The organism is Wylensekiella montiformis (genome assembly GCF_009697385.1).
Taxonomy (GTDB): domain Bacteria; phylum Bacillota; class Negativicutes; order Selenomonadales; family Selenomonadaceae; genus Selenomonas_A; species Selenomonas_A montiformis.
In genome coordinates, this window is sequence record NZ_VUNL01000004.1 from 136,014 (window position 1) to 154,345 (window position 18,332).

The following is an 18,332-nucleotide window of genomic DNA, read 5'->3' on the forward strand; positions in this document are numbered from 1 at the left end:
CGGTCAGTCAAACCGGCGGATAATATGGTATCTGGTATCGCGCTGCGCCGGTTTTCTCCCCGCTTCGCGGATCAGCTCCGTCATTTTCCGGACATTCATTGCATGACTTGTCCCGGCTGCCCGCACGACGTTTTCTTCCAGCATAACACTGCCGAGATCATCGGCGCCGAAGCCCAGCGTCAGCTGGCCGATGCGCTCCCCCTGCGTAACCCATGACCCCTGAATATGATCGATATTATCCATGTACAGGCGCGTCATCGCCAGCGTTTTCATATAATCCCAGCTGCTCGTCTTCTCTCCGCCCATTTCGGTATGGCCCGGCTGATACGTCCAGGTGATAAACGCCCGAAATCCGCCCGTCTTGTCCTGAAGGCGGCGAATCCGTTCCATATGCTCGATGCGCTGGCTCATCGTCTCCCCCAGCCCAATGACCATGGTCGCCGTGCTTTTCATACCGATGGAATGAGCGCATTCCATCACATGCAGCCAATCCTCTGTCATGATCTTTTTCGGACTCACGCGGCGGCGCACATCATCGACAAGAATTTCCGCGCCGCCGCCCGGCAGACTCGCAAGGCCGGCATCCTGCAGGCGCTCGAGCGTATCCATTATGCTCAGCCCCGCCCGACGGGCAAAATACTGGATCTCCGTCGCCGTAAAGGAATGAATCGTAATCGACGGAAACGCACGGCGAATGCTGCGCAGCATCCGTTCATAATAATCCAGCCCCAGATCCGGATGAAGCCCGCCCTGTATCATGACCTGCGTCCCGCCGGCCTCCACCGTCTCGCGGACCTTCTGCAGGATCTCTTTTTCGGAAAGCAGATACGCATCCTTCTGTCCCTTGCGGCGGAAAAACGCGCAGAACCGGCACTCATTCTCACAGACGTTGGTATAATTGATATTCCGGTCGATGATAAACGTAACCGTATCGCCGAACCGGCGGCGCCGCACCGCATCGGCCTGACGGCCGAGCTCGACCGGATCGCCATGCAGCAGAAGCCGCTCGCCTTCCTGTGCAGTCAGTCGCATCGAACCGCCTCCTTCTCCTCCGTTTGCTCTGCCGGCTGCCCGCCGATTGCCTGATAAAAGGTATCACGCTCCACCGGCTCGAACCCGGCCTCGCAGATGATGCGCCGAAGCATGGTCCGCGTGATTCCCCTCCCTGTTTTCGCACCGGCGGCATGAATGATCTTTTCCTCGCCGATCGTCCCGTCCAGATCATCCGCGCCGAAGCCGAGCGCCAGCTGTGCCACCGGCATCGTCAGCATGACCCAGAAGGCTTTGACATGATCAAAATTATCAAGGATCAGACGCGACAAAGCCATCATCTTCAGGTCCTCCCAGGAACCAACGCGCTGCAGATGATACGTCTGCCCCAGTTCCGTATGAGCCGGATGAAACGGGAACAGCATGAACGCCTGAAATCCATGCGTTTCATCCTGAATATCCCGCAAGGTAATCAGGTGCTGCAGGCGTTCTTCCACCGTTTCCACATGACCGTACAAAATGGATGCGTTGGTCCGGATCCCGAGCCGATGCGCCGTCTTCATCGTCTCAATCCACTCGGCCGCCGTCGCTTTGTTCGGACAGATGATCCGGCGCACGCGGTCGGAAAGGATTTCTGCGCCGCCGCCCGGCAGACTGTCAAGCCCCGCCTTCCGGAGAAGCTCCAGTATTTCCCGGATGCTTTTCCCTGTCTGCCGGGCGAAATTCACGATCTCCACCGGTGTAAACGCTTTGACATCCACCTGCGGCAGCGCGGCCTTCACGCGGCGCACCACATCGAGATAATACGAAAACGGCTTGTCCGGATGCAGCGCGGAGACAATATGCACCTCCGACAGATTTTTTACCGTCCGCGCTTCCGCCGTGATGCGGTCAATATCCTCCGCTTCCAGCACAAAGCCGCGCGGATCGTCCTGCCCGACCTGAAAGGCGCAGAGCGGACAGTGCGAACGGCAGATATTGGTGAGGTTGATATGCCGGTTCACCGTATAAAAGACCTTCCGCCCGCTCTTTTTCTCCTTCATCCGGCGCGCGCAGGCCGCCAGAAACAATAAATCATTCTCCTGATACAGCGTCATAGCGTCCGCCAGCGAGAGGCGCTCCCCCGTCTCAGCCTTCGCGCGCGCTGCAGCAATTGTCGTCATAAGCTCCTCCTATTCAATTCGCCGGATCGGATGAAAATTGCAGTCACAGGCCACGGGAACGCGGCCCGCTTCCCGGATCACCCGGATGATCCGATCCTCGGAAAGCGCGGTTGGACTGGTTGCTCCGGCATCATGCAGAATCGTCTCTTTATGCACCGTCCCATCAATATCATTGGCGCCGAATCCCAATGCGACCTGCGCCACCGGCACGGTCAGCATGACCCAGTACGCCTTGATGTTGCGGAAATTATCCAGCATCAGGCGGGAAATCGCCATCGTGCGCAGATCATCCCACATGCTTGTCTGTCCGACCTCATGCCCCAGCTCGGTGTTCTTCGGCAAAAACGGGAAACAGATAAAGGTCTGAAACCCTCCGGTCTCATCCTGCAGCGCCCGCAGCCGCAGCAGATGATCCACACGCTCCTCCACCGTTTCGATATGGCCGTAAAGCATGCTCGCATTCGACCGGATCCCAAGGCGATGCGCCGTGCGGGCGACGTCCAGCCACTGATCCGCCGTCGCCTTGTTCGGGCAAAGCAAGCCACGCACACGGTCCGACAGGATCTCCGCCCCTCCGCCGGCAATCGCCTGCAGGCCGCCTTCATCGCGCAGCCGGATCAGCACCTCCTCCACGGACAAACCGGAAATCTGTGCGAAATGCGTGATTTCCACGCCGGTGAAGCCCTTGATATAAAGCGTTGGAAAGGTCTCATGGAGCGCCCGTACCAGCCCGAGATAATGCTCGAACGACCAGTCCGGATGAAGACCGCTCACGACATGAAGACCGGCCAGATTCGGGTCCTTCATGGCGTCGCGGACAACGTCAATCGCCTGTTCCCGGCTCATGGCATAAGCGCCCCGATCTCCCGCATCGCGTCCGAACGCGCAAAACTTGCAATGCGACGTACAGATATTCGTCAGATTGACATGACAATTTACATTATAATACACGGCATCGCCGCATTTCTTCCGGCGCACCTCATCGGCCATCGCGCCGAGCCAGGCAAGGTCCCGGCAATGAAACAGCCGCACGCCGTCCTCACGGCTCAGACGCTCTCCGCGCCGAATCTTTTCTTCGATATCCCTGTAGGATTCCGATGCTGACACCATAGTTCCTCCCTGCTCATAATATACATATTCATAGATTATACCATCGATCCCGTTTCTTTGCGATGATTTATTCTTTCAGACATGTCCATAGTTAACTTAATCAACTTTTAACAGCCCCCACTGCGATTTTTAAAAATAAACCGCTATACTGTGAAACGTAGTCAGGAAAGACTTCAACGAAACATAGCATTCTATGGATAGAACCAGCGAAATGACCCTGACCCAGCTGCGGCCGGATCAGGAACCGGAAAAAGGAGATGACCATCATATTCCAAACAAAAACCATGAAAACGACAGCGATCGCCCTTGCCAGCTTCCTCAGTCTGGGACTCTTCGGCGCGACGGTTTCCGAAGCAAGCCCGCACCGCCATGGCGGCGACTATGAGATCACCCAGCTCGCCAACCGGCATCACCGCTGGCATCCGAAAACTTACTCCGAAGGCGACCGCAACACCGCGGCAATCGTCGGTGCCGTCGCCGGTTACATTATCGGCAAAAACACCTGATCCCGTCCCTTCTTCCCAAATGTCCCAATCCTCACAATTCACAAAAGCCGCAGCCCGGACTTCCCGACCGGATCTGCGGCTTTTTGTCGCGGGCAAGGCTCAGGCCCCGTCGCGCTCCCGCTTCTTCGCCTGCGGGATATAGACCAGACAGAGATACACGGCGGCGGCAGCTGCGATGGCTGCGCCAAAAAAGCCGACGTACGCGAGCAGTCCCGCCGCCGATGCCCGCCCGCCAAGAAAGGTGCCACTGCCGATGCCGACATTGAAAATGCCGGAGAAAATCGCCATCGCGACGGGAGACGATGCACGCGTCGTATGGCGGATAATCTCTGCCTGCATAGCCAGATTGAAGCACGTCGAAATCGTGCCGAGCACCATGCAGGTCAGAAACGTCAGCGGCAGCGACGCGGACGCCGGCAGAAGCAGCGCCAGCGACGCCATAAGTCCGGCCAGTCCTGCGCGCAGCACGCCAAACCGGCAGCGCCCGTAGCAATGCGAGAAAAGAAAGCTGCCGCAGAACCCCATCACGCCAAGCACCATAAGCGTCACCGTGATCAGGGACGGCGCAAAATGAGCGGTCGTCGAAAGAAACGGCTCAATATAGCTGTACGCCGTGAAATACGCCGTCGCATAAAGCAGCGACAAAAGGAAGATCCCGGCAATCAGCGGCTGGCGCACAAGAGACGGCAGCTGTGCAGGCGAAAAACGCTCCCCCTGCGGCAGCGGCGGAAACACGCGGCAAAGATAGACGAGCGTGAGAAAGGAAATGGCCGCAATGCAAAAGAAGGTCGTGCGCCAGCCCAAAGCAAGCCCGACCACCCGCCCGAGCGGCAGGCCAAAGACCATCGCCACCGAAGACCCCGCCGCGACAAGCGAGAGCGCGAACGGCTGATGCTCCCGCGTCACGAGCCGCGTCGCCAGCGGCGCTGCGATCGACCAAAAGACCGAATGAGCACAGGCAACGGCAATGCGCGCTGCCAGCAGCGCCGGAAAACTCGCGGCAAGCCCTGCCCCCGCCTGACCGATGGTAAACAGCGCCAGCGTGAGCAGCAGCAAACGCCTGAGATCCATGCGGCAGGCGATCAGCATGAGCGGCAGGGACAGCAGGCCCACCATCCAGGCATACACGGTAATCATGACGCCCGCCTCCGCCGGCGTCATGGCAAACGACTGCGCAATATCCGTCAGCAGTCCGATCGGCATGAACTCGGAGGTATTAAAGACAAACGCCGACAGGGTAAGGCCCATCAGCGGCAGAACATACTTCAAGGGAATCGACGGCAAGAAACTCGCTCCTCTCAAAAACAGCAAAACACTACATCATTCATCCGCTTTCCCGGCCCGCATGAGCCGCGAAAAAGTAGTTCTATCCTACGACCTCCGCTGGGAATTGTCAAGCACTCCTTTTCTTTCCCGCAGCCCCCCAAAGAGGCCGCACACAAAAATACGGCAAAAGGGCTGTGCATGGACGCATCAAAGCGCATGCACAGCCCTTTCTTTACCTTTACCGTACGCTCACCGAACGGAAATTGCTCTTGTCGCCGCGGTGGCGGCTGACCGAATACTCAAACGGACGGCCGTCATCGAGAAACGCGACCTGCGAAACCTCCAGAATCGGCAGCGTTCCCTCGATCTGCAGCTCCTCACGCTCCCGGTCCGTCGGCATATCCGCCCGCACGGAGCGGTGCGCCGACTGGATATGAAGCCCGAGATCCTGCTCGATATAACGATAGATGGATGTCTCCAACACCTGCTGACGGATGCCGGGGATCAGCTGAATCGGCATTTGCGTATACTCGATGACGATCGGCTGACCGTCCAGAATGCGCACGCGTTCGATCCGATAAACAAAATCCTCCGTGCTGAGCTGCAGCTTCTCCGCCACCTGCTCCGAAGGGTGACCGATATCGAAGCGCAACACCCGCGTTTTGACCTCATGCCCCGCAAAGGTCGCGGCAAAACCGGAAAACTGATTCGCCATGCTGAGTTCCCGGACATCCTCATTTTCCATCGTCTTGACGAAGGTTCCCGATCCGCGGCGCTTGACTACAAGACCCTGCTTGACCAGCTCGTCAACCGCCCGCTTGATCGTAATGCGGCTCACGCCGAACTCCCGGCACATCTCTTTTTCCAGCGCCAGCTGCTGGCCCGGCTCATATTTCCCCTGCTGAATATCCTCGCGCAAGCGATTGGCAATCGCCTCATATTTCAACATAACCTTCGTATCTCCTCTATATACACTCATTTTATTCTGTCCTATTCTATTATATACTGAACGAGCTTATTATACAAAAGGATATACGAACATTTCTATTAAAAAATGATTATTTTACCGCGCGAATGTCGTCAAAGTAGAAAGACGAATCCACCGGAGCATCGCCAACCGCATTGCAGTAGAGCGCGAAATGCTGAATGGCTGCCGTATCCAGCCTGCCGCCGTTTTTGCCCTTGAACTGGCTGAACGGAATCGTCACAAGCTGCGGGGCCGTTCCGGAGGCAACCTTGGTCAGATCCACTTCAAAATCCTCGCCGCCGCTGTTGAGCTGGCAGATGAGTTTCTGACCTTTTCCATCCGGCGTAATCCAGAACTGAACCCCCTGATAAAGGGACCAGTCCACGCCTTTCAGGCTCTTGATGATGCCGGCATAGCCGCCCTTCGTCAGCTTGTAGTGATAGCGCAGTCCGGTCTCGCCTTCACTGTGCGTCGCGCTCAGCGAGGGATCGATGCTGCAGCCGGAGCCGCAGTTGGTGGAATAGGCGCCCTTGAGCAAACCGTTATCCCCATAATAATGTTCAAACGTATCAACCACAGCGGGATTCGGCGCCAGAGCCGGCATATTGTACAATACCGGGACCTGATCCGTCACCTGTCCGTCCACTTCCAGCGCCACACTGCCGACCGCCGCGCCGAGCAGGGACAGCGAATCTTCCGGCAGCAGGGCCTCAGCCAGACCTCCCTTGCCCGGCGAAGCGGGGATCGCGGCCGCTGTTGTGCCGTCCTTGCGGTGCAGCAGGAACTGCACCTTGCTCACCGGTCCGGTCAGCTTCGCCTTCATCGTGACCGGAGTCAGAATGCGCGTCATGGCATCCGGCGCCGTCAGGTATCCGTCCCTGGCCATGGCAGGTTCTGCCGCGACCTTGAGTTTCGAGACATCGCTGATCTGTCCGGCGAATACGGATTCCGGCTGATTATAGAACTGAATGAACTGGTTGACCATTTCATGACCGCGTTTCGGCGTGACGAGATACGGCTGATCGAAATTATCCTCGCTGAAGTTCGACCATGTCATAAAATAAGCCATCTTATGCGGTGCGATCGTATGAAGCGCCTCATTGAACCAGTCCGGACGCTGATTGCCCGTTCTGGCCAGCGCGCCGCCCTTGTTGCCGACGAGGATGCCCGTCTCTGTTACCGCCGCCAGTTTATGATGCTCCTCCGCAAACTGCTGAACCACCTTCATCGTATCGTCGAAGCCCTGCATCCAGTCGTCGCCCTTAGCAGGATCGCGGTGATAAATATCAAAGCCGGCAATATCCACAAATCCGTCGCCCGGATAACGGGACGCATAATCTTCCGTGCTGGCGAAAGGACCGTTCGGCGAATAAGCATAAATCAGGTTATGCAGCCCCTTCTGATCGCGCAGATACTCCACGGTATAGCGGAACAGATTCTTGTATTCGCTGGACGTACAGAACGCCGCGCCCCACCAGAACCAGCTGCCGTTATTTTCATGGAACGGACGGAAAACGATCGGCACATTGGCCGCCTGCAGCCGTCCGGCAAAATCCGCCACCTTGTCGAGATACCCGTTGAAAACCGGATTGAGATCCCCGCCCGGCAGGATGCGCCGGACCACATCGCCCGATGTAACATTCGGCGAATACGTGCTGTAATCATACTGCCCGTTAATCTTCGGCTTCTTCGACACCACATCGAAATTCGGCATATGGCAGGACATCGTGATGATCGCGCCGCGTTGTCCGGCAGGGATGATGATGCCGGCCAGCTTCTGCGCGTAAGTCATGCCCGCGGCCTTTTCCGCATCCGTAAGATCCAGTTCGTCACCGGTCAGCGCCAGCCCGTCCACGCCAATGACCGCTGCATCGTCCCCGACGATATCATACGTATCGGAACGGCCCGGCAGCGTACTGACCTTCTTGTGCAGCTCATTCTGATGGCCGTACAGCAGGTATTTGGAATCCGCAATCCCCTGCATGTACGCATAGACCTGCGCCGTGCGCTCCGAGGCCTTGCCGTCAACGAGCTTCACCTGTGCGGGAATCTGCAGCTCGGACAAAGGTACCTGCTGCTGCCGGGATACCTTGGCGGTCTTGCTGACATAGCCGTCCGGCAGCTTCACATAATGCGCCGAAACCTTGCCGACATACATCGCGCCCTTGTAGTCCGTATTCGAGCCGACGATGCTGAACATCAGATAATTGACGGCATTCCTGACCGGCTGGAACTGCACCTGCACCGAAACGACCTTCATGCCGTTTCCTGCATCCTTCGCCTTGCTCAGATCAATATCCGGCGCGGCATTGATGACCTCCTTGCCCGCCGTATCCTTCGCATAGACCTTCGTCTTAAAGGAACCGGCCGTCATGGCCTTCGGGTTAAAATACAGATCATACGTCAGCACATTGCAGCCGGCCAGACTGACCGGCTTCTCCGCCGCCTTGCCGTATTCCAGCTTAACCTCGGACCAGCTCTGATCCGCCGTCGGGCTATAGTCCAGATCCAGACGGATTGTCCCGCCGAAATCCTTGGACCAGGCGACCGCCGGCTTGCCCTTATACGCCCATTTTCCGCCGTATTTCCAGCCGTCCAAATCCTTGCTGAAACTCCAGCTCACGCCCTTGGACGCCGCCATAGCCTGCGCCGAAAGCGAAGCCGGCACAGCCTGCGGAAGCAGCGCCGGAACAGAAAGCACCATGCCGGCCGATAAGGTCAGCGGTACGATTTTTTTCAAAAGCTGCATATTCACGTTTGTTCTCCTCCCCAAAGCGGATTCCCCCGTCCGCACAAAATACGAAAAGGCTGCCGCGGCCGATTCCTGCCGCGGCAGCCTGTAGTTGTCCTTCCGCGTCAGAAACACGCCTTTTCGCTAAAACCATGTCAGAATCTTTTTTAACGGATGCTGACCGACCGGAAGGAATTCCAGTCCCCCCGATGACGGGAGATCGAATACTCAAACGGACGGCCGTCATCCAGAAAGGCAACCTGAGTGATCTCCAGCAGCGGCAGATCCCCGGTAATCCGGAGTTCCTGCTTTTCTTCCGCCGCCGGCATGACAGCCCGCACCTTGCGGTGAGCGGACTGAATATGGAGCTTCAGTTCCTGTTCGATATAACGGTAAATGGATGACTCCAGCACAGAGCGCTGAATCCCGGGGATCAGCCCGATCGGCATCTGCGTATACTCGACGACGACCGGACATCCGTCCACAGAACGAACGCGGGCAATGTCATAGACAAAGCTGTCCGGGCTGATCTGCAGCTTGGCCGCGATTTCCCGCTGCGGATGAATAATATCGAAGCGCAGGATCTCCGACGTGACCTCATGCCCCGCAAAAGCCGCCGCAAAGCCGGAAAACTGATGAGCCATGCCGAGCTCCTTCACATCCTCGTCCTTAAGCGACTTGACGAAAGTCCCGGCGCCGCGGCGCTTGACCACCAGTCCCTGATGAACCAGTTCATCCACCGCCCTGCGCACCGTGATGCGGCTGACGCCGTAACGGCCGCACATATCTTTCTCCAGCTCAAGCTGCTGTCCCGGCGTATAATCTCCGCTCAGAATCTCATGACGCAGATCCTGAGCGATTTTTTTATACTTCACCATGACGCCGGACCCCGTCAAAACCCGTGATTCCGGGCCACCTCGCGAATCCAGTAGCCGGATTTCTTGATCGTCTTTTCCTGCGTCGCAAGATCCAGCGCAATAAACCCGTAACGGTTCTTATACGCATTCATCCAGGACCAGCAGTCAATCGGCGTCCAGGCATGGAAGCCGAAGCAGTTCGAGCCTTCCTCGATTCCCTTGTGCAGCCAGGACAGATGCTCCTTAAAGAAATCGATCCGGTAATCGTCCTCGATATACCCCTGCGCGTTGCGATACTTCTCCTCGCCTTCTACGCCCATGCCATTCTCCGAAATATACCAGGGAATATTCCCCAGATTATCGCGGACATTGATCGCGATGTCGTAGATGGCTTTCGGATAAATCTCCCAGCCCCGGTAAGGATTCATGCGGCGGCCCGGCATCTCATAGACATCGAAATGCTTCTCCGGCAGCCAGCCATGGCTTTCATCGAAAGGCTCCTCCTTCGCTTTGGCGCGGAAGGGCTGATAATAATTAACCCCGAGGAAATCGATCGTATTCTCCGCGATGATCTTCAACTCCTCCGGCGTCGAAGACCAGAGCACGCCGTCCTGACGCAACGTCTCGACGATCGTCTCCGGGAAGAAACCCTTGACGGCAGGATACAAGAACGAATTGTTCTTGAAATCCTCCGCAAAGGCAGCGGCAGCCCGATCCGCCGAATCCTCCGAGCGCGGATAAGCCGGCGTGAGGTTCAGCACAATGCCGATGCGTCCGCCCTCCGCCGCACAGCGGGATTCATGAAAGGCGCGGATCGCCTTGGCGGAAGCCAGATTCAGATTATACAGGACCTGACACGCCTTGCGGCCGTCCACCAGCTTCGGGTAATGGAACTGATAGAGATATTCTCCCTCGACGACGACCATCGGCTCATTGAACGTCACCCAGTCTTTGACGCGGTCACCGAACAGCTCGAAGCACTTTTGGGCAAACAGGACAAAGAGATCGACGACCTTCTTCGACTCCCAGCCGCCGTATTTCTGATACAGCTCGACCGGCAGATCAAAATGATGAAGGTTGATAATCGGGCGGATGCCCTGACGCAGGAACTCGTCGATGACCGCATTGTAAAAGCGGACGCCGTCCTCATCCGTCGTCCCCTCCTCAAAGTCCTTCATGAGGCGGGTCCACTGGATCGAAGTGCGGACCGAGTTTAACCCGATCTCCTTCATCTTCGCGATATCCTGCTTATAATCGTTATAGAAGTTGGAAGCCGTATTGGGGCCTACCCCCTGAAAAAAAGCTTCCGGCTCCGTATCATACCAATAATCAAACACGCTGCGGTGCGCTTTATGAAAGCGCCCCTCGGACTGCGGGCCGGACGTCGCTGCGCCCCACCAGAAATCCTCTTTAAACCGATACTGAACCGCCATCTCTTCCTCACTTCCCATTTTTCAGATTGTCATACATCCCGACCATAAGCTGCGCCATATCGCGGACAGCCAGCGCCGTCATGAAATGATCCTGCGCGTGAATCAGAAGGATGGACTTCTCCACCGGCTGGCCGTCACATTCCGCCGACATCATCGCCGTCTGAATATCATGCGCCTCGCCGATCTCCTTGCCGGCCTCTTCGATCTTCTTTTTGGCAGCCTCCACGTCATTATCCTTCATCAGATCGCGCACGGCCTCAATGGCCATAGAACGGCCCGTTCCGGAATGCAGAATCAGCTGCATCGACTGCTCGACTGTTTTTTCATCCATTATAATTTCTCCTTACTCTGTATTTACTCCATTACTCTGCCTCCGGCTGACGCCGGATATTACTCCTCTTCCTCATCCTTGATCTTGTTTGCCGCGATGACAAACGGCGCGTAGATAAAGACATCCATGGCCAGCCACACCACCTGCAGCAGACCGCCGGCAATCGACCCCGTGCCAATCGTACCGCCAAAGAAAAGCGGCATCGTCCACGGAACGACATATTTAAAGATCGGAACCAGTCCGGCAGAAACAGCCAGCCAGCCGACTACCGTATTCGCCAGCGGCGCCAGAATATACGGAATCAGCAGAATCGGATTCAGTACGATCGGCAGACCGAAAGCTATCGGCTCCTGAATATTGAAAAGCATGGCCGGAGCGCCCAGCTTCGCGACAGCGCGCCAGCTGTCCTTCTTCGAGAAGAGGAAAATCGCAATGACAAGGCCCATGACGTGCATGAGTCCGGCCTCGAAAAAGCCGTTGGAGAAGATATAGGAAGCATCTCCGGCCTGATTGGCCAGCTGCGCCGGCATATAAACCATGTTCTGAATCGCCGCGGTAACATTATGCCCATGAATGCCGAACCACCAAAAGAACCAGACGATGAACTGGTAGAGCAGCGAGAAGCCGATGCCCTGCGAGAAACCCATGAGCGGAGCCTGAATGATCGCATAAATCAGATCGTTCAGCGCGCTTTTGCCGAGGAACTGCGCCTGCGACAGGATCGAAGCAAACACCGTGAAAACGCTCAGCGTGATGAGGACCGGAACGAGCACCGCAAACGACTGCGAAACAGCCGGCGGAACGGTTTCTGGCATCTTAATGCGGATCTTCTCATTCTTCGACAGCTTGACAAAGATCCAAGCCGCGACCGTCGCGACAATGATCGCCGTCAGGACGCCCTTATTGCCGAAATAATCGAGGCTGAACGCGCCCATCTTATCCCCGGCCTTGCCGATGATCTGCTGCGGCGTGATGATGATAAATGCGCCGACCGACGTCAATGCCGTCGAGAACTTATCGCCGCCCCAGATACCGCCGAGACGATAGGAAAACGCGGCGACCAGCAGGAACGAGAAGCAGCCGAAACCGACGGTAACGACATTATTGCAAAGGCCCTGCAGCGCCTGCATCGTACCAACGAAGCTGGAAACCTTGTAGGCATCGCCCGTCAGTCCACCAGACAGACTTTTCCCAAGGTTCAGACCATTTTCGCCCATAATCGTCCCCCATGGATCCAGGACAACCCATTCGATGATACCGAAGAACGAACCCACGATGATGAACGGCAGCAGCATGGAGAACGCGTCTCGCATGGCCAGCAGGTACTTATTGCTGGAAATCTTTCCGGCAACCGGCATCATGATTCGTTCAAATGTTGAAACAAAAGAACCCATTCTATGATTCCCTCCCCAATGATAATGAAATACGGCAGATATAGTAACGGACGGAAACGGCAAGTCCATTCACCGCCCCCGTCCGGCTTACCCATAAGGTAATCAGGCAGCTTCAATCATCTTGAGCGCCTTATCGAGGACCTTATCGCCGCGGATCATGCCATAGTCGCGCATATCGATCACATCGACCGGGCACTTGCCGCCGACGACCTTCTTCACATCGCCGAGCATATGGCGAATCTGCGGTCCGAGCAGTACGCAGTCCGCGGTATCGATACGCTCATCCAGAACCTCCACTGAGAACGCCTCGATATGCACATCCGCCAGATTCTTCTTCGCCGCAGCCTCCTGCATCTTCTTGACCAGAATCGACGTAGACATACCGGCATTGCACACAAGATAAATGTTCGTCATGATAAACTCCTCCTGCACTCTCGAATTCCTTTGTATTCCTTCTTTGTGATTCCTATTATATTTCCTGGTTCTTACTTTGTCAATAAAAAGATATGACATATTTGGCGCGTTTTTTTCCTTCAGCTCTGAAAAAAGAAGACTTATCGCATCCCCATGTTTTCTTTTCTTCCATATAATGCCCGGATAATGGTCGTATTTGTGTTGGATTCTTATTAAAGTGCCGCGTTTCAGTGAATATTTTTTAAATTTAAAAGTTATATTCTTTATTGACAAAAACAATTCGTTATTATATACTCATAGTAAGCAATAAATTGCTCGGTAAGAATTCGTTATTGATTCTTATCGCATAGAAGAATCAAACTTTAGGGGGAAGAATGATGAAGAAAAAACACTTGATCGCTGCAGCCGTTTCCGCGCTGGTCGTAGGATCAGCCAGCTCCTGCTTCGCCGCCGCGAATCCGTTCTCGGATGTTCCGGCTGACCACTGGGCATACGATGCGGTATCGCAGCTGGCCAAGGACGGCGTCATCGAGGGATATGGCGACAGCACCTTCAACGGCAGCAAGAACATCACGCGCTATGAAATGGCCCAGATGGTCGCCAAAGCCATGGCCAAGCAGAACGTCGGCAGCGGAGACAAGGCGCTCATCGACAAGCTGGCCGCAGAGTTCGGTGATGAACTCAATAACCTCGGCGTTCGTGTCGCCAATCTGGAAAAGAACTCGGATAATGTAAAGTGGAGCGGCAGCTTCATGCAGAAATATCAGAAGAAATACCAGACCTACAAGAAAAATGCTACCGGCAAAATGGTACGCGATCCTTCCGGCGGCCCATGGTACGAGAAAGAATTCGACCTCAATCTCTCCGCCAAAGTGCCGGGTACGGACTGGAAGGTCAACGGCTCCATCGTGACGAAATGGGGCTCCGACGGCACAGGCGGAGACAAGGGCGCTGGTTTCAACGATGAGCGCGACCTCCCTGACACTTGGAATGGCGGCAATTCCCGCTCGAATGAGAACCGCCTCGACAAAATCTGGGTCGAGGGCAATCTCGGCAAGACCGGCCAGTACCTCAAACTTGGCGACTTCCAGCCCTGGACGATGAACGGCTTCGTCAACGATGCCAATGTCAAGGGCGCCTCGGCCGAGCACTGGGGCAAGAACTACGCGACGCATATCTTCGGCGGCCGCCTCGATGTCAAAGACTGGGATATGGCCGTGCGCGGCGACGTAACCAATGATAACACTTGGGAAACCAATAGCGACGGCAGCCACTCCAATTCACATTACGGAAATCCATACAGCGACTTTGTCCGCAAAGGCAGTGTAACGAAGAAAATTGATTGGAATCCTGATTTCGACAAATCGAGCTGGGGTGCCGACAACAATACGGACCCGAACACCTGGCAGTTCATCAATACGCGCAAGGACATCATGGGCGCCGTCTTTGACTACACCTTCAACAAGAAGGTCAACGGCAGCCTCGGTTACTACGGGTTCCGTTCCGCTGCTTACGATCATGACTGGCTCCACATCGGCGCCGGCCTGCTCAACTACAAGCTCGTGCGCAACCTGAACCTCGAGCTCATGTATGCGCGCGGCAATCAGGGCGGACACAATGATGCCTGGAACGTCGAGTTGCAGTTCCGCGGCAATCCGTGGATCCCGGCTAACCGCAAGCACCTTTTCGGTGCCTACCTCGGCTACCGCTACCTCGGGCCGGATGCCCTGATCAAGTCGAATTTCGGCGATGGCGCCGACGAAGGCCAGAAGGGCTGGGAAGTCGGTATGTTCTACAACATCATGAAGAATTGCCAGTACACGCTCAAATATTTCAATGGTAAGTCTATCACCTACAACAACGAAAAGCGTTCCAAGGTCTTCACTTCCATTGGCTGGAACTTCTAATCTTGTTTCTCCTTAAACTCTCATATATACTTTTTACTCTGCAAAGGGAAAAGGGAGCCGCCTTGCGGCTCCCCTTTCCTGTTTTTTCTCAGGGAGGGAATCTCTATGTCACGTCGCGCTTTCATCCTGCGGCTGCTGCCGCTTCTCGCCGCAGGGATTGGTTTTCACTATCTGCCCGCTGATTTCCCCGTCGCTCTGCGGATCGGCCTGTCCATCCCGCTGATCCTGTTCCTGCTCTATATCGTCTGCCGCCGCGCGGAAAACATCGGGCTACCCCGCACCGCTAAAATTCTCTTCTGCCTCCTGACCTTCTGTCCGGTGCTGAACTATGTCCTCTTCCTCTATCTCGCCTGCGTCCCCACTGCCGCAGCCAGCGGGCAAGGTACTACACTGTCCTGATGCAGGGCCCCTCATCCGGGTTCGCTTCGCTCACCCACCTTCCCCCCAGGGGGAAGGCTTTTTTATTCATGGATGACGGCTATACGGACTGGGATGATTACATCACCGCGCGGGGTTCAATGGTTGGGGAATGAGTCTCGACTATGCTCCAAGCGACCACACCAAGCTGTCGCTGCCGCGCTACTGGGCGCATACCAATCCGGATGACGCCAACCTCAGGAAGGGCGCTCCGCTGGAAAAGACCGGCCATTACACAGCCTATCTGAAATTCACGACAAAATTCTAGTCCCATCCCATATTACTTCGACAAACGAAAGGAAAGACAATGACGAAAACAAAACAGATTATCGCAGATGCCGCCCTGACAGCTCATTCCCTCGCTTTCCCCAATATTTACATACACACCGAAAAGGAGACGCCGCAAAGGACGTCTCCTTTTCCTCTCATTCTTTTCTGGAATTTAATGAAAGTTTCGGTAGTCCGGATTCTGACTGGCAAAAATGGACGCGGGTTCATTGTAGAACGCGATGAATTCATTGACCATTTCATGACCGCGTGCGGCATCCACCATGTACGGCTGGTCAAAGTTCGTCTCGTCGAAATTCGACCAGGTCATAAACCAGGCCATATGATGCTTAATCAGGAAGGGCATAACCTCACGGAACCAGTCTTTATCCTTGTTATGCTTTTTGGCCAGTGCGCTGTTCCCGCAGAGAATGCCTCCCTCCGTGAGCGCGGCGGTCTTGTGATGGGCTTTGGCAAACCGCTCGACAATGGCCAGTGCGGGATCCATCTCATCCTGCAGGAAGCCGTCGCCGCGCTCCGGGTCCCGGTGATACATGTCCAGGCCACAGATGTCTACGGCCCGGTTGCCCGGATAGGTCAGACCGTAGTCTCCCTCGGATTTCGTCTCTCCGCCGCCCGGCGAATAGACGTAGAGTATGTTGTGCAGGCCCTTGCCCTGCAGATACTCTTCGGTGTACTGGAAAAGCTGCCGGAACTGCTGCGGAGTGCAGTGGCCGGCGCCCCACCAGAACCAGCTGCCAGTATTCTCATGGAACGGCCGGAACAGCAGCGGAATATCGTCCTCCTGCAGGCGGCGGTCAAAGTCAACGATCAGATCAAGGTAGCCGGTGAACACCGGATTCAGATCTCCGCCCGGCAGGATCCGGCGCACCACGTCGCCGTCTGTGACATTCGGCGAGTAGCCGCGGTAGTCATAGCTTCCGTCGATCTTCGGCCGTTTGGCCACCCGGTCAAAGTTCGGCATGTGACAGGACATCGTCACGATCGCTCCATGGCGGTCCGCGCGACGGGCGATTTGGGCCAGCTTCGCGGGAAGCGTCACTCCGGCCTTTCTTTCGCCTTCCGTAAGCTCCAGCTCATTGCCCGTCAGCGCCAGCCCGTCCATCCCGATGATGGCTGGATAGTCGCCGGTTATGTCATAGGTATCCGAATCGGTCGGGATGTTTTTGGCGACCTTGCGGCTCATGTCATTCTGATGTCCATACAGAATCATGCCGGAATCCGCAATCCCGCGCAGATAACGGGCCAGCGCTTTCGTGCGCGGCGTCGCCTGCGGGTCAGCCGTCTCCACGTCCACGGCTTTGAGCTGGCTCAGATCCACCGGCTTCTGCGGCTGGATCGCCTCGGTCCGGGCCACATAGCCGTCCTTATCCGGTTTTGCTGCAGCGGCCAGACAGACCGGCTGGCCGGCTCCGCCCGCCAGCGGCAGGACTCCGCCGGCCAGTGCGAGCAGGAGGCCTGCTCCTGCCGCCCGCTTTCTCATACTCTTCCAGTTCCGATACATATATCGTCTCTCCTTTTCTCTGTCCTCCGGTTACTGTGCCTCGTCGAGGTTCCCCCGGTCGATAATCTGCGGGATGCAAAGATACGCCGGTACGGTGATGACGCCGTTGTTATAAGTACGAACATCGTTGATATCCGGCTGCGACCCCTCGACGACCGCTTTTATCATCCTCAGGCATTTATAGTTTAAGGTGTCCGAATCTTTTTTGATGGTAAAGCCCATGCGACCATTCCGGACGTATTCCAGTGCCTTCTGATCCGCGTCCTGGCCGGTGATGAAGGGCCATCTGCCCGAATACCCTTTCAGCCCGTCGATAACGCCATAGGCGATGCCGTCCGATGCCGCTACGACAATATCCAGGCTGCGGCCCGTGTAATATTTCGCAACGATCTCCTGCATGTGCGACGCGGCATTTTTCGTATCCCAGTCCTTGATGGCCGTATCCTCGAAAGAGGTCCGTCCCGATGCCACGATCAGCTGTCCCTTGTCGATATATGGTTTCAGCACCGCGTAGGTTCCGTCGTGCATGAGGCGTGCGTTGCTGTCGTGCTCGCTGCCCGACAGGAACTCGATCGTGAACGGGCCGGCGCCGGACTGCAGATTGAATTTCTCCTCGATATACCGCCCCATGCTCGCCCCGACGCCCTCATTGTCAAACGTCACATAATAAGACAGCGCATCCGTATTCTGGACGAGCGAATCGTAAGCGATGATGGGAATCTTCGCCTCTTTGGCTTCTTTCAGCTCATCGCCGATCGCCTTATCGTTGCCGCCGGCCAGAACGATACAGGAGGACTTCCCGTCAATCGCCTGCTTCATGGCAGCCTTCTGTTCCTCTTCATTGCTGAAAATCTGCAGCTTGACGGCATATCCCTGCCGGCTGAGCTCTTCTTCCATACTCTTTGCACCATTCTGCCAGCGCTCCGGACTGTGCGAGAAGATCAGATCGACCCGCTTCGCCTCATGATCCGCACCGCCGCAGCCTGCCGCCATCAGCGACATCGTCAGGATAAGCAGACATGCCGCAAGAATCCCCCATGCTCTCTTCATCATC

The 18,332-nt window shown here is 56.0% G+C and carries 17 protein-coding genes; 4 read left to right on the forward strand and 13 right to left on the reverse strand.

Going from position 1 to position 18,332, the window contains the following annotated elements:
- Window positions 1-3: 3 nt before the first annotated feature.
- The 3 genes from mqnC to mqnE are packed head-to-tail and all read right to left on the reverse strand — an operon-like array spanning window position 4 to window position 3,263.
- On the reverse strand, window positions 4-1,032 hold the full coding sequence (gene mqnC, locus FYJ78_RS04885) for a cyclic dehypoxanthinyl futalosine synthase (protein WP_154620287.1): 1,029 nt from the start codon (window positions 1,030-1,032) through the stop codon (window positions 4-6).
- Window positions 1,023-2,153, reverse strand: coding sequence for a radical SAM protein (locus FYJ78_RS04890; RefSeq protein ID WP_154620288.1), 1,131 nt, complete (start codon window positions 2,151-2,153; stop codon window positions 1,023-1,025). The genes mqnC and FYJ78_RS04890 overlap by 10 nt, the downstream gene beginning before the upstream one ends.
- A gap of 9 nt (window positions 2,154-2,162) precedes the next feature.
- Window positions 2,163-3,263, reverse strand: a complete 1,101-nt coding sequence (mqnE, locus tag FYJ78_RS04895) for an aminofutalosine synthase MqnE (RefSeq protein ID WP_154620289.1) — start codon at window positions 3,261-3,263, stop codon at window positions 2,163-2,165.
- 284 nt (window positions 3,264-3,547) lie between these two features.
- On the opposite strand from mqnE, the gene FYJ78_RS04900 reads away from it, so the two are divergent.
- Window positions 3,548-3,769, forward strand: coding sequence for a hypothetical protein (locus tag FYJ78_RS04900; protein ID WP_154620376.1), 222 nt, complete (start codon window positions 3,548-3,550; stop codon window positions 3,767-3,769).
- A gap of 99 nt (window positions 3,770-3,868) precedes the next feature.
- On the opposite strand, the gene FYJ78_RS04905 is transcribed toward FYJ78_RS04900, so the two are convergent.
- The 8 genes from FYJ78_RS04905 to FYJ78_RS04940 all read right to left on the reverse strand — a co-directional run bounded on the left by FYJ78_RS04905 (window position 3,869) and on the right by FYJ78_RS04940 (window position 13,162).
- Complete coding sequence (locus tag FYJ78_RS04905) at window positions 3,869-5,071, reverse strand: MFS transporter (protein ID WP_235899856.1); 1,203 nt, start codon at window positions 5,069-5,071, stop codon at window positions 3,869-3,871.
- A 202-nt stretch (window positions 5,072-5,273) separates the two neighbouring features.
- Window positions 5,274-5,984, reverse strand: a complete 711-nt coding sequence (locus tag FYJ78_RS04910) for a GntR family transcriptional regulator (RefSeq protein WP_154620290.1) — start codon at window positions 5,982-5,984, stop codon at window positions 5,274-5,276.
- A gap of 109 nt (window positions 5,985-6,093) precedes the next feature.
- Window positions 6,094-8,751, reverse strand: a complete 2,658-nt coding sequence (locus FYJ78_RS04915) for a glycosyl hydrolase (RefSeq protein WP_235899867.1) — start codon at window positions 8,749-8,751, stop codon at window positions 6,094-6,096.
- A 149-nt stretch (window positions 8,752-8,900) separates the two neighbouring features.
- On the reverse strand, window positions 8,901-9,611 hold the full coding sequence (locus FYJ78_RS04920; RefSeq protein ID WP_154620292.1) for a GntR family transcriptional regulator: 711 nt from the start codon (window positions 9,609-9,611) through the stop codon (window positions 8,901-8,903).
- A gap of 14 nt (window positions 9,612-9,625) precedes the next feature.
- Window positions 9,626-11,023 (reverse strand): glycoside hydrolase family 1 protein, encoded by a 1,398-nt coding sequence (locus FYJ78_RS04925; RefSeq protein WP_154620293.1) that lies wholly within the window; start codon window positions 11,021-11,023, stop codon window positions 9,626-9,628.
- A 7-nt stretch (window positions 11,024-11,030) separates the two neighbouring features.
- Complete coding sequence (locus tag FYJ78_RS04930; protein ID WP_154620294.1) at window positions 11,031-11,354, reverse strand: PTS lactose/cellobiose transporter subunit IIA; 324 nt, start codon at window positions 11,352-11,354, stop codon at window positions 11,031-11,033.
- Between the two features lie 59 nt (window positions 11,355-11,413).
- Window positions 11,414-12,748 carry a PTS sugar transporter subunit IIC gene (locus FYJ78_RS04935; RefSeq protein ID WP_154620295.1) on the reverse strand — a complete coding sequence of 445 codons (1,335 nt, stop codon included), beginning with the start codon at window positions 12,746-12,748 and terminating at the stop codon, window positions 11,414-11,416.
- A gap of 102 nt (window positions 12,749-12,850) precedes the next feature.
- Complete coding sequence (locus tag FYJ78_RS04940; protein ID WP_154620296.1) at window positions 12,851-13,162, reverse strand: PTS sugar transporter subunit IIB; 312 nt, start codon at window positions 13,160-13,162, stop codon at window positions 12,851-12,853.
- A gap of 377 nt (window positions 13,163-13,539) precedes the next feature.
- Here FYJ78_RS04940 and FYJ78_RS04945 point away from each other — a divergent pair, with 377 nt between their 5' ends.
- The 3 genes from FYJ78_RS04945 (at window position 13,540) to FYJ78_RS04955 (ending at window position 15,754) form a co-directional block, all read left to right on the forward strand.
- Complete coding sequence (locus FYJ78_RS04945; protein ID WP_154620297.1) at window positions 13,540-15,069, forward strand: S-layer homology domain-containing protein; 1,530 nt, start codon at window positions 13,540-13,542, stop codon at window positions 15,067-15,069.
- A 105-nt stretch (window positions 15,070-15,174) separates the two neighbouring features.
- Window positions 15,175-15,468: a hypothetical protein gene (locus tag FYJ78_RS04950; protein ID WP_154620298.1), complete on the forward strand. Its 294-nt coding sequence runs from the start codon at window positions 15,175-15,177 to the stop codon at window positions 15,466-15,468.
- 130 nt (window positions 15,469-15,598) lie between these two features.
- Window positions 15,599-15,754, forward strand: a complete 156-nt coding sequence (locus tag FYJ78_RS04955) for a hypothetical protein (protein WP_154620299.1) — start codon at window positions 15,599-15,601, stop codon at window positions 15,752-15,754.
- Between the two features lie 174 nt (window positions 15,755-15,928).
- Here FYJ78_RS04955 and FYJ78_RS04960 read toward each other — a convergent pair whose 3' ends face one another.
- Together FYJ78_RS04960 and FYJ78_RS04965 are read right to left on the reverse strand one after the other, a co-directional pair.
- The gene (locus FYJ78_RS04960; protein WP_154620300.1) at window positions 15,929-17,278 is read right to left on the reverse strand and encodes a glycoside hydrolase family 26 protein; all 1,350 of its coding nucleotides are present in this window, start codon (window positions 17,276-17,278) and stop codon (window positions 15,929-15,931) included.
- Window positions 17,279-17,308: 30 nt separating this feature from the next.
- Complete coding sequence (locus tag FYJ78_RS04965) at window positions 17,309-18,331, reverse strand: substrate-binding domain-containing protein (RefSeq protein WP_154620301.1); 1,023 nt, start codon at window positions 18,329-18,331, stop codon at window positions 17,309-17,311.
- Window position 18,332: the final 1 nt, after the last annotated feature.

Coding starts and splice junctions, on each gene's coding strand:
- mqnC (WP_154620287.1), bottom strand. CDS start 1,032: ATGCGACTGACTGCACAGGAAGGCGAGCGGCTTCTGCTGCATGGCGAT.
- FYJ78_RS04890 (WP_154620288.1), bottom strand. CDS start 2,153: ATGACGACAATTGCTGCAGCGCGCGCGAAGGCTGAGACGGGGGAGCGC.
- mqnE (WP_154620289.1), bottom strand. CDS start 3,263: ATGGTGTCAGCATCGGAATCCTACAGGGATATCGAAGAAAAGATTCGG.
- FYJ78_RS04900 (WP_154620376.1), top strand. CDS start 3,548: ATGAAAACGACAGCGATCGCCCTTGCCAGCTTCCTCAGTCTGGGACTC.
- FYJ78_RS04910 (WP_154620290.1), bottom strand. CDS start 5,984: ATGTTGAAATATGAGGCGATTGCCAATCGCTTGCGCGAGGATATTCAG.
- FYJ78_RS04915 (WP_235899867.1), bottom strand. CDS start 8,751: ATGCAGCTTTTGAAAAAAATCGTACCGCTGACCTTATCGGCCGGCATG.
- FYJ78_RS04920 (WP_154620292.1), bottom strand. CDS start 9,611: ATGGTGAAGTATAAAAAAATCGCTCAGGATCTGCGTCATGAGATTCTG.
- FYJ78_RS04925 (WP_154620293.1), bottom strand. CDS start 11,023: ATGGCGGTTCAGTATCGGTTTAAAGAGGATTTCTGGTGGGGCGCAGCG.
- FYJ78_RS04930 (WP_154620294.1), bottom strand. CDS start 11,354: ATGGATGAAAAAACAGTCGAGCAGTCGATGCAGCTGATTCTGCATTCC.
- FYJ78_RS04935 (WP_154620295.1), bottom strand. CDS start 12,748: ATGGGTTCTTTTGTTTCAACATTTGAACGAATCATGATGCCGGTTGCC.
- FYJ78_RS04940 (WP_154620296.1), bottom strand. CDS start 13,162: ATGACGAACATTTATCTTGTGTGCAATGCCGGTATGTCTACGTCGATT.
- FYJ78_RS04945 (WP_154620297.1), top strand. CDS start 13,540: ATGAAGAAAAAACACTTGATCGCTGCAGCCGTTTCCGCGCTGGTCGTA.
- FYJ78_RS04950 (WP_154620298.1), top strand. CDS start 15,175: ATGTCACGTCGCGCTTTCATCCTGCGGCTGCTGCCGCTTCTCGCCGCA.
- FYJ78_RS04955 (WP_154620299.1), top strand. CDS start 15,599: ATGAGTCTCGACTATGCTCCAAGCGACCACACCAAGCTGTCGCTGCCG.
- FYJ78_RS04960 (WP_154620300.1), bottom strand. CDS start 17,278: ATGTATCGGAACTGGAAGAGTATGAGAAAGCGGGCGGCAGGAGCAGGC.
- FYJ78_RS04965 (WP_154620301.1), bottom strand. CDS start 18,331: ATGATGAAGAGAGCATGGGGGATTCTTGCGGCATGTCTGCTTATCCTG.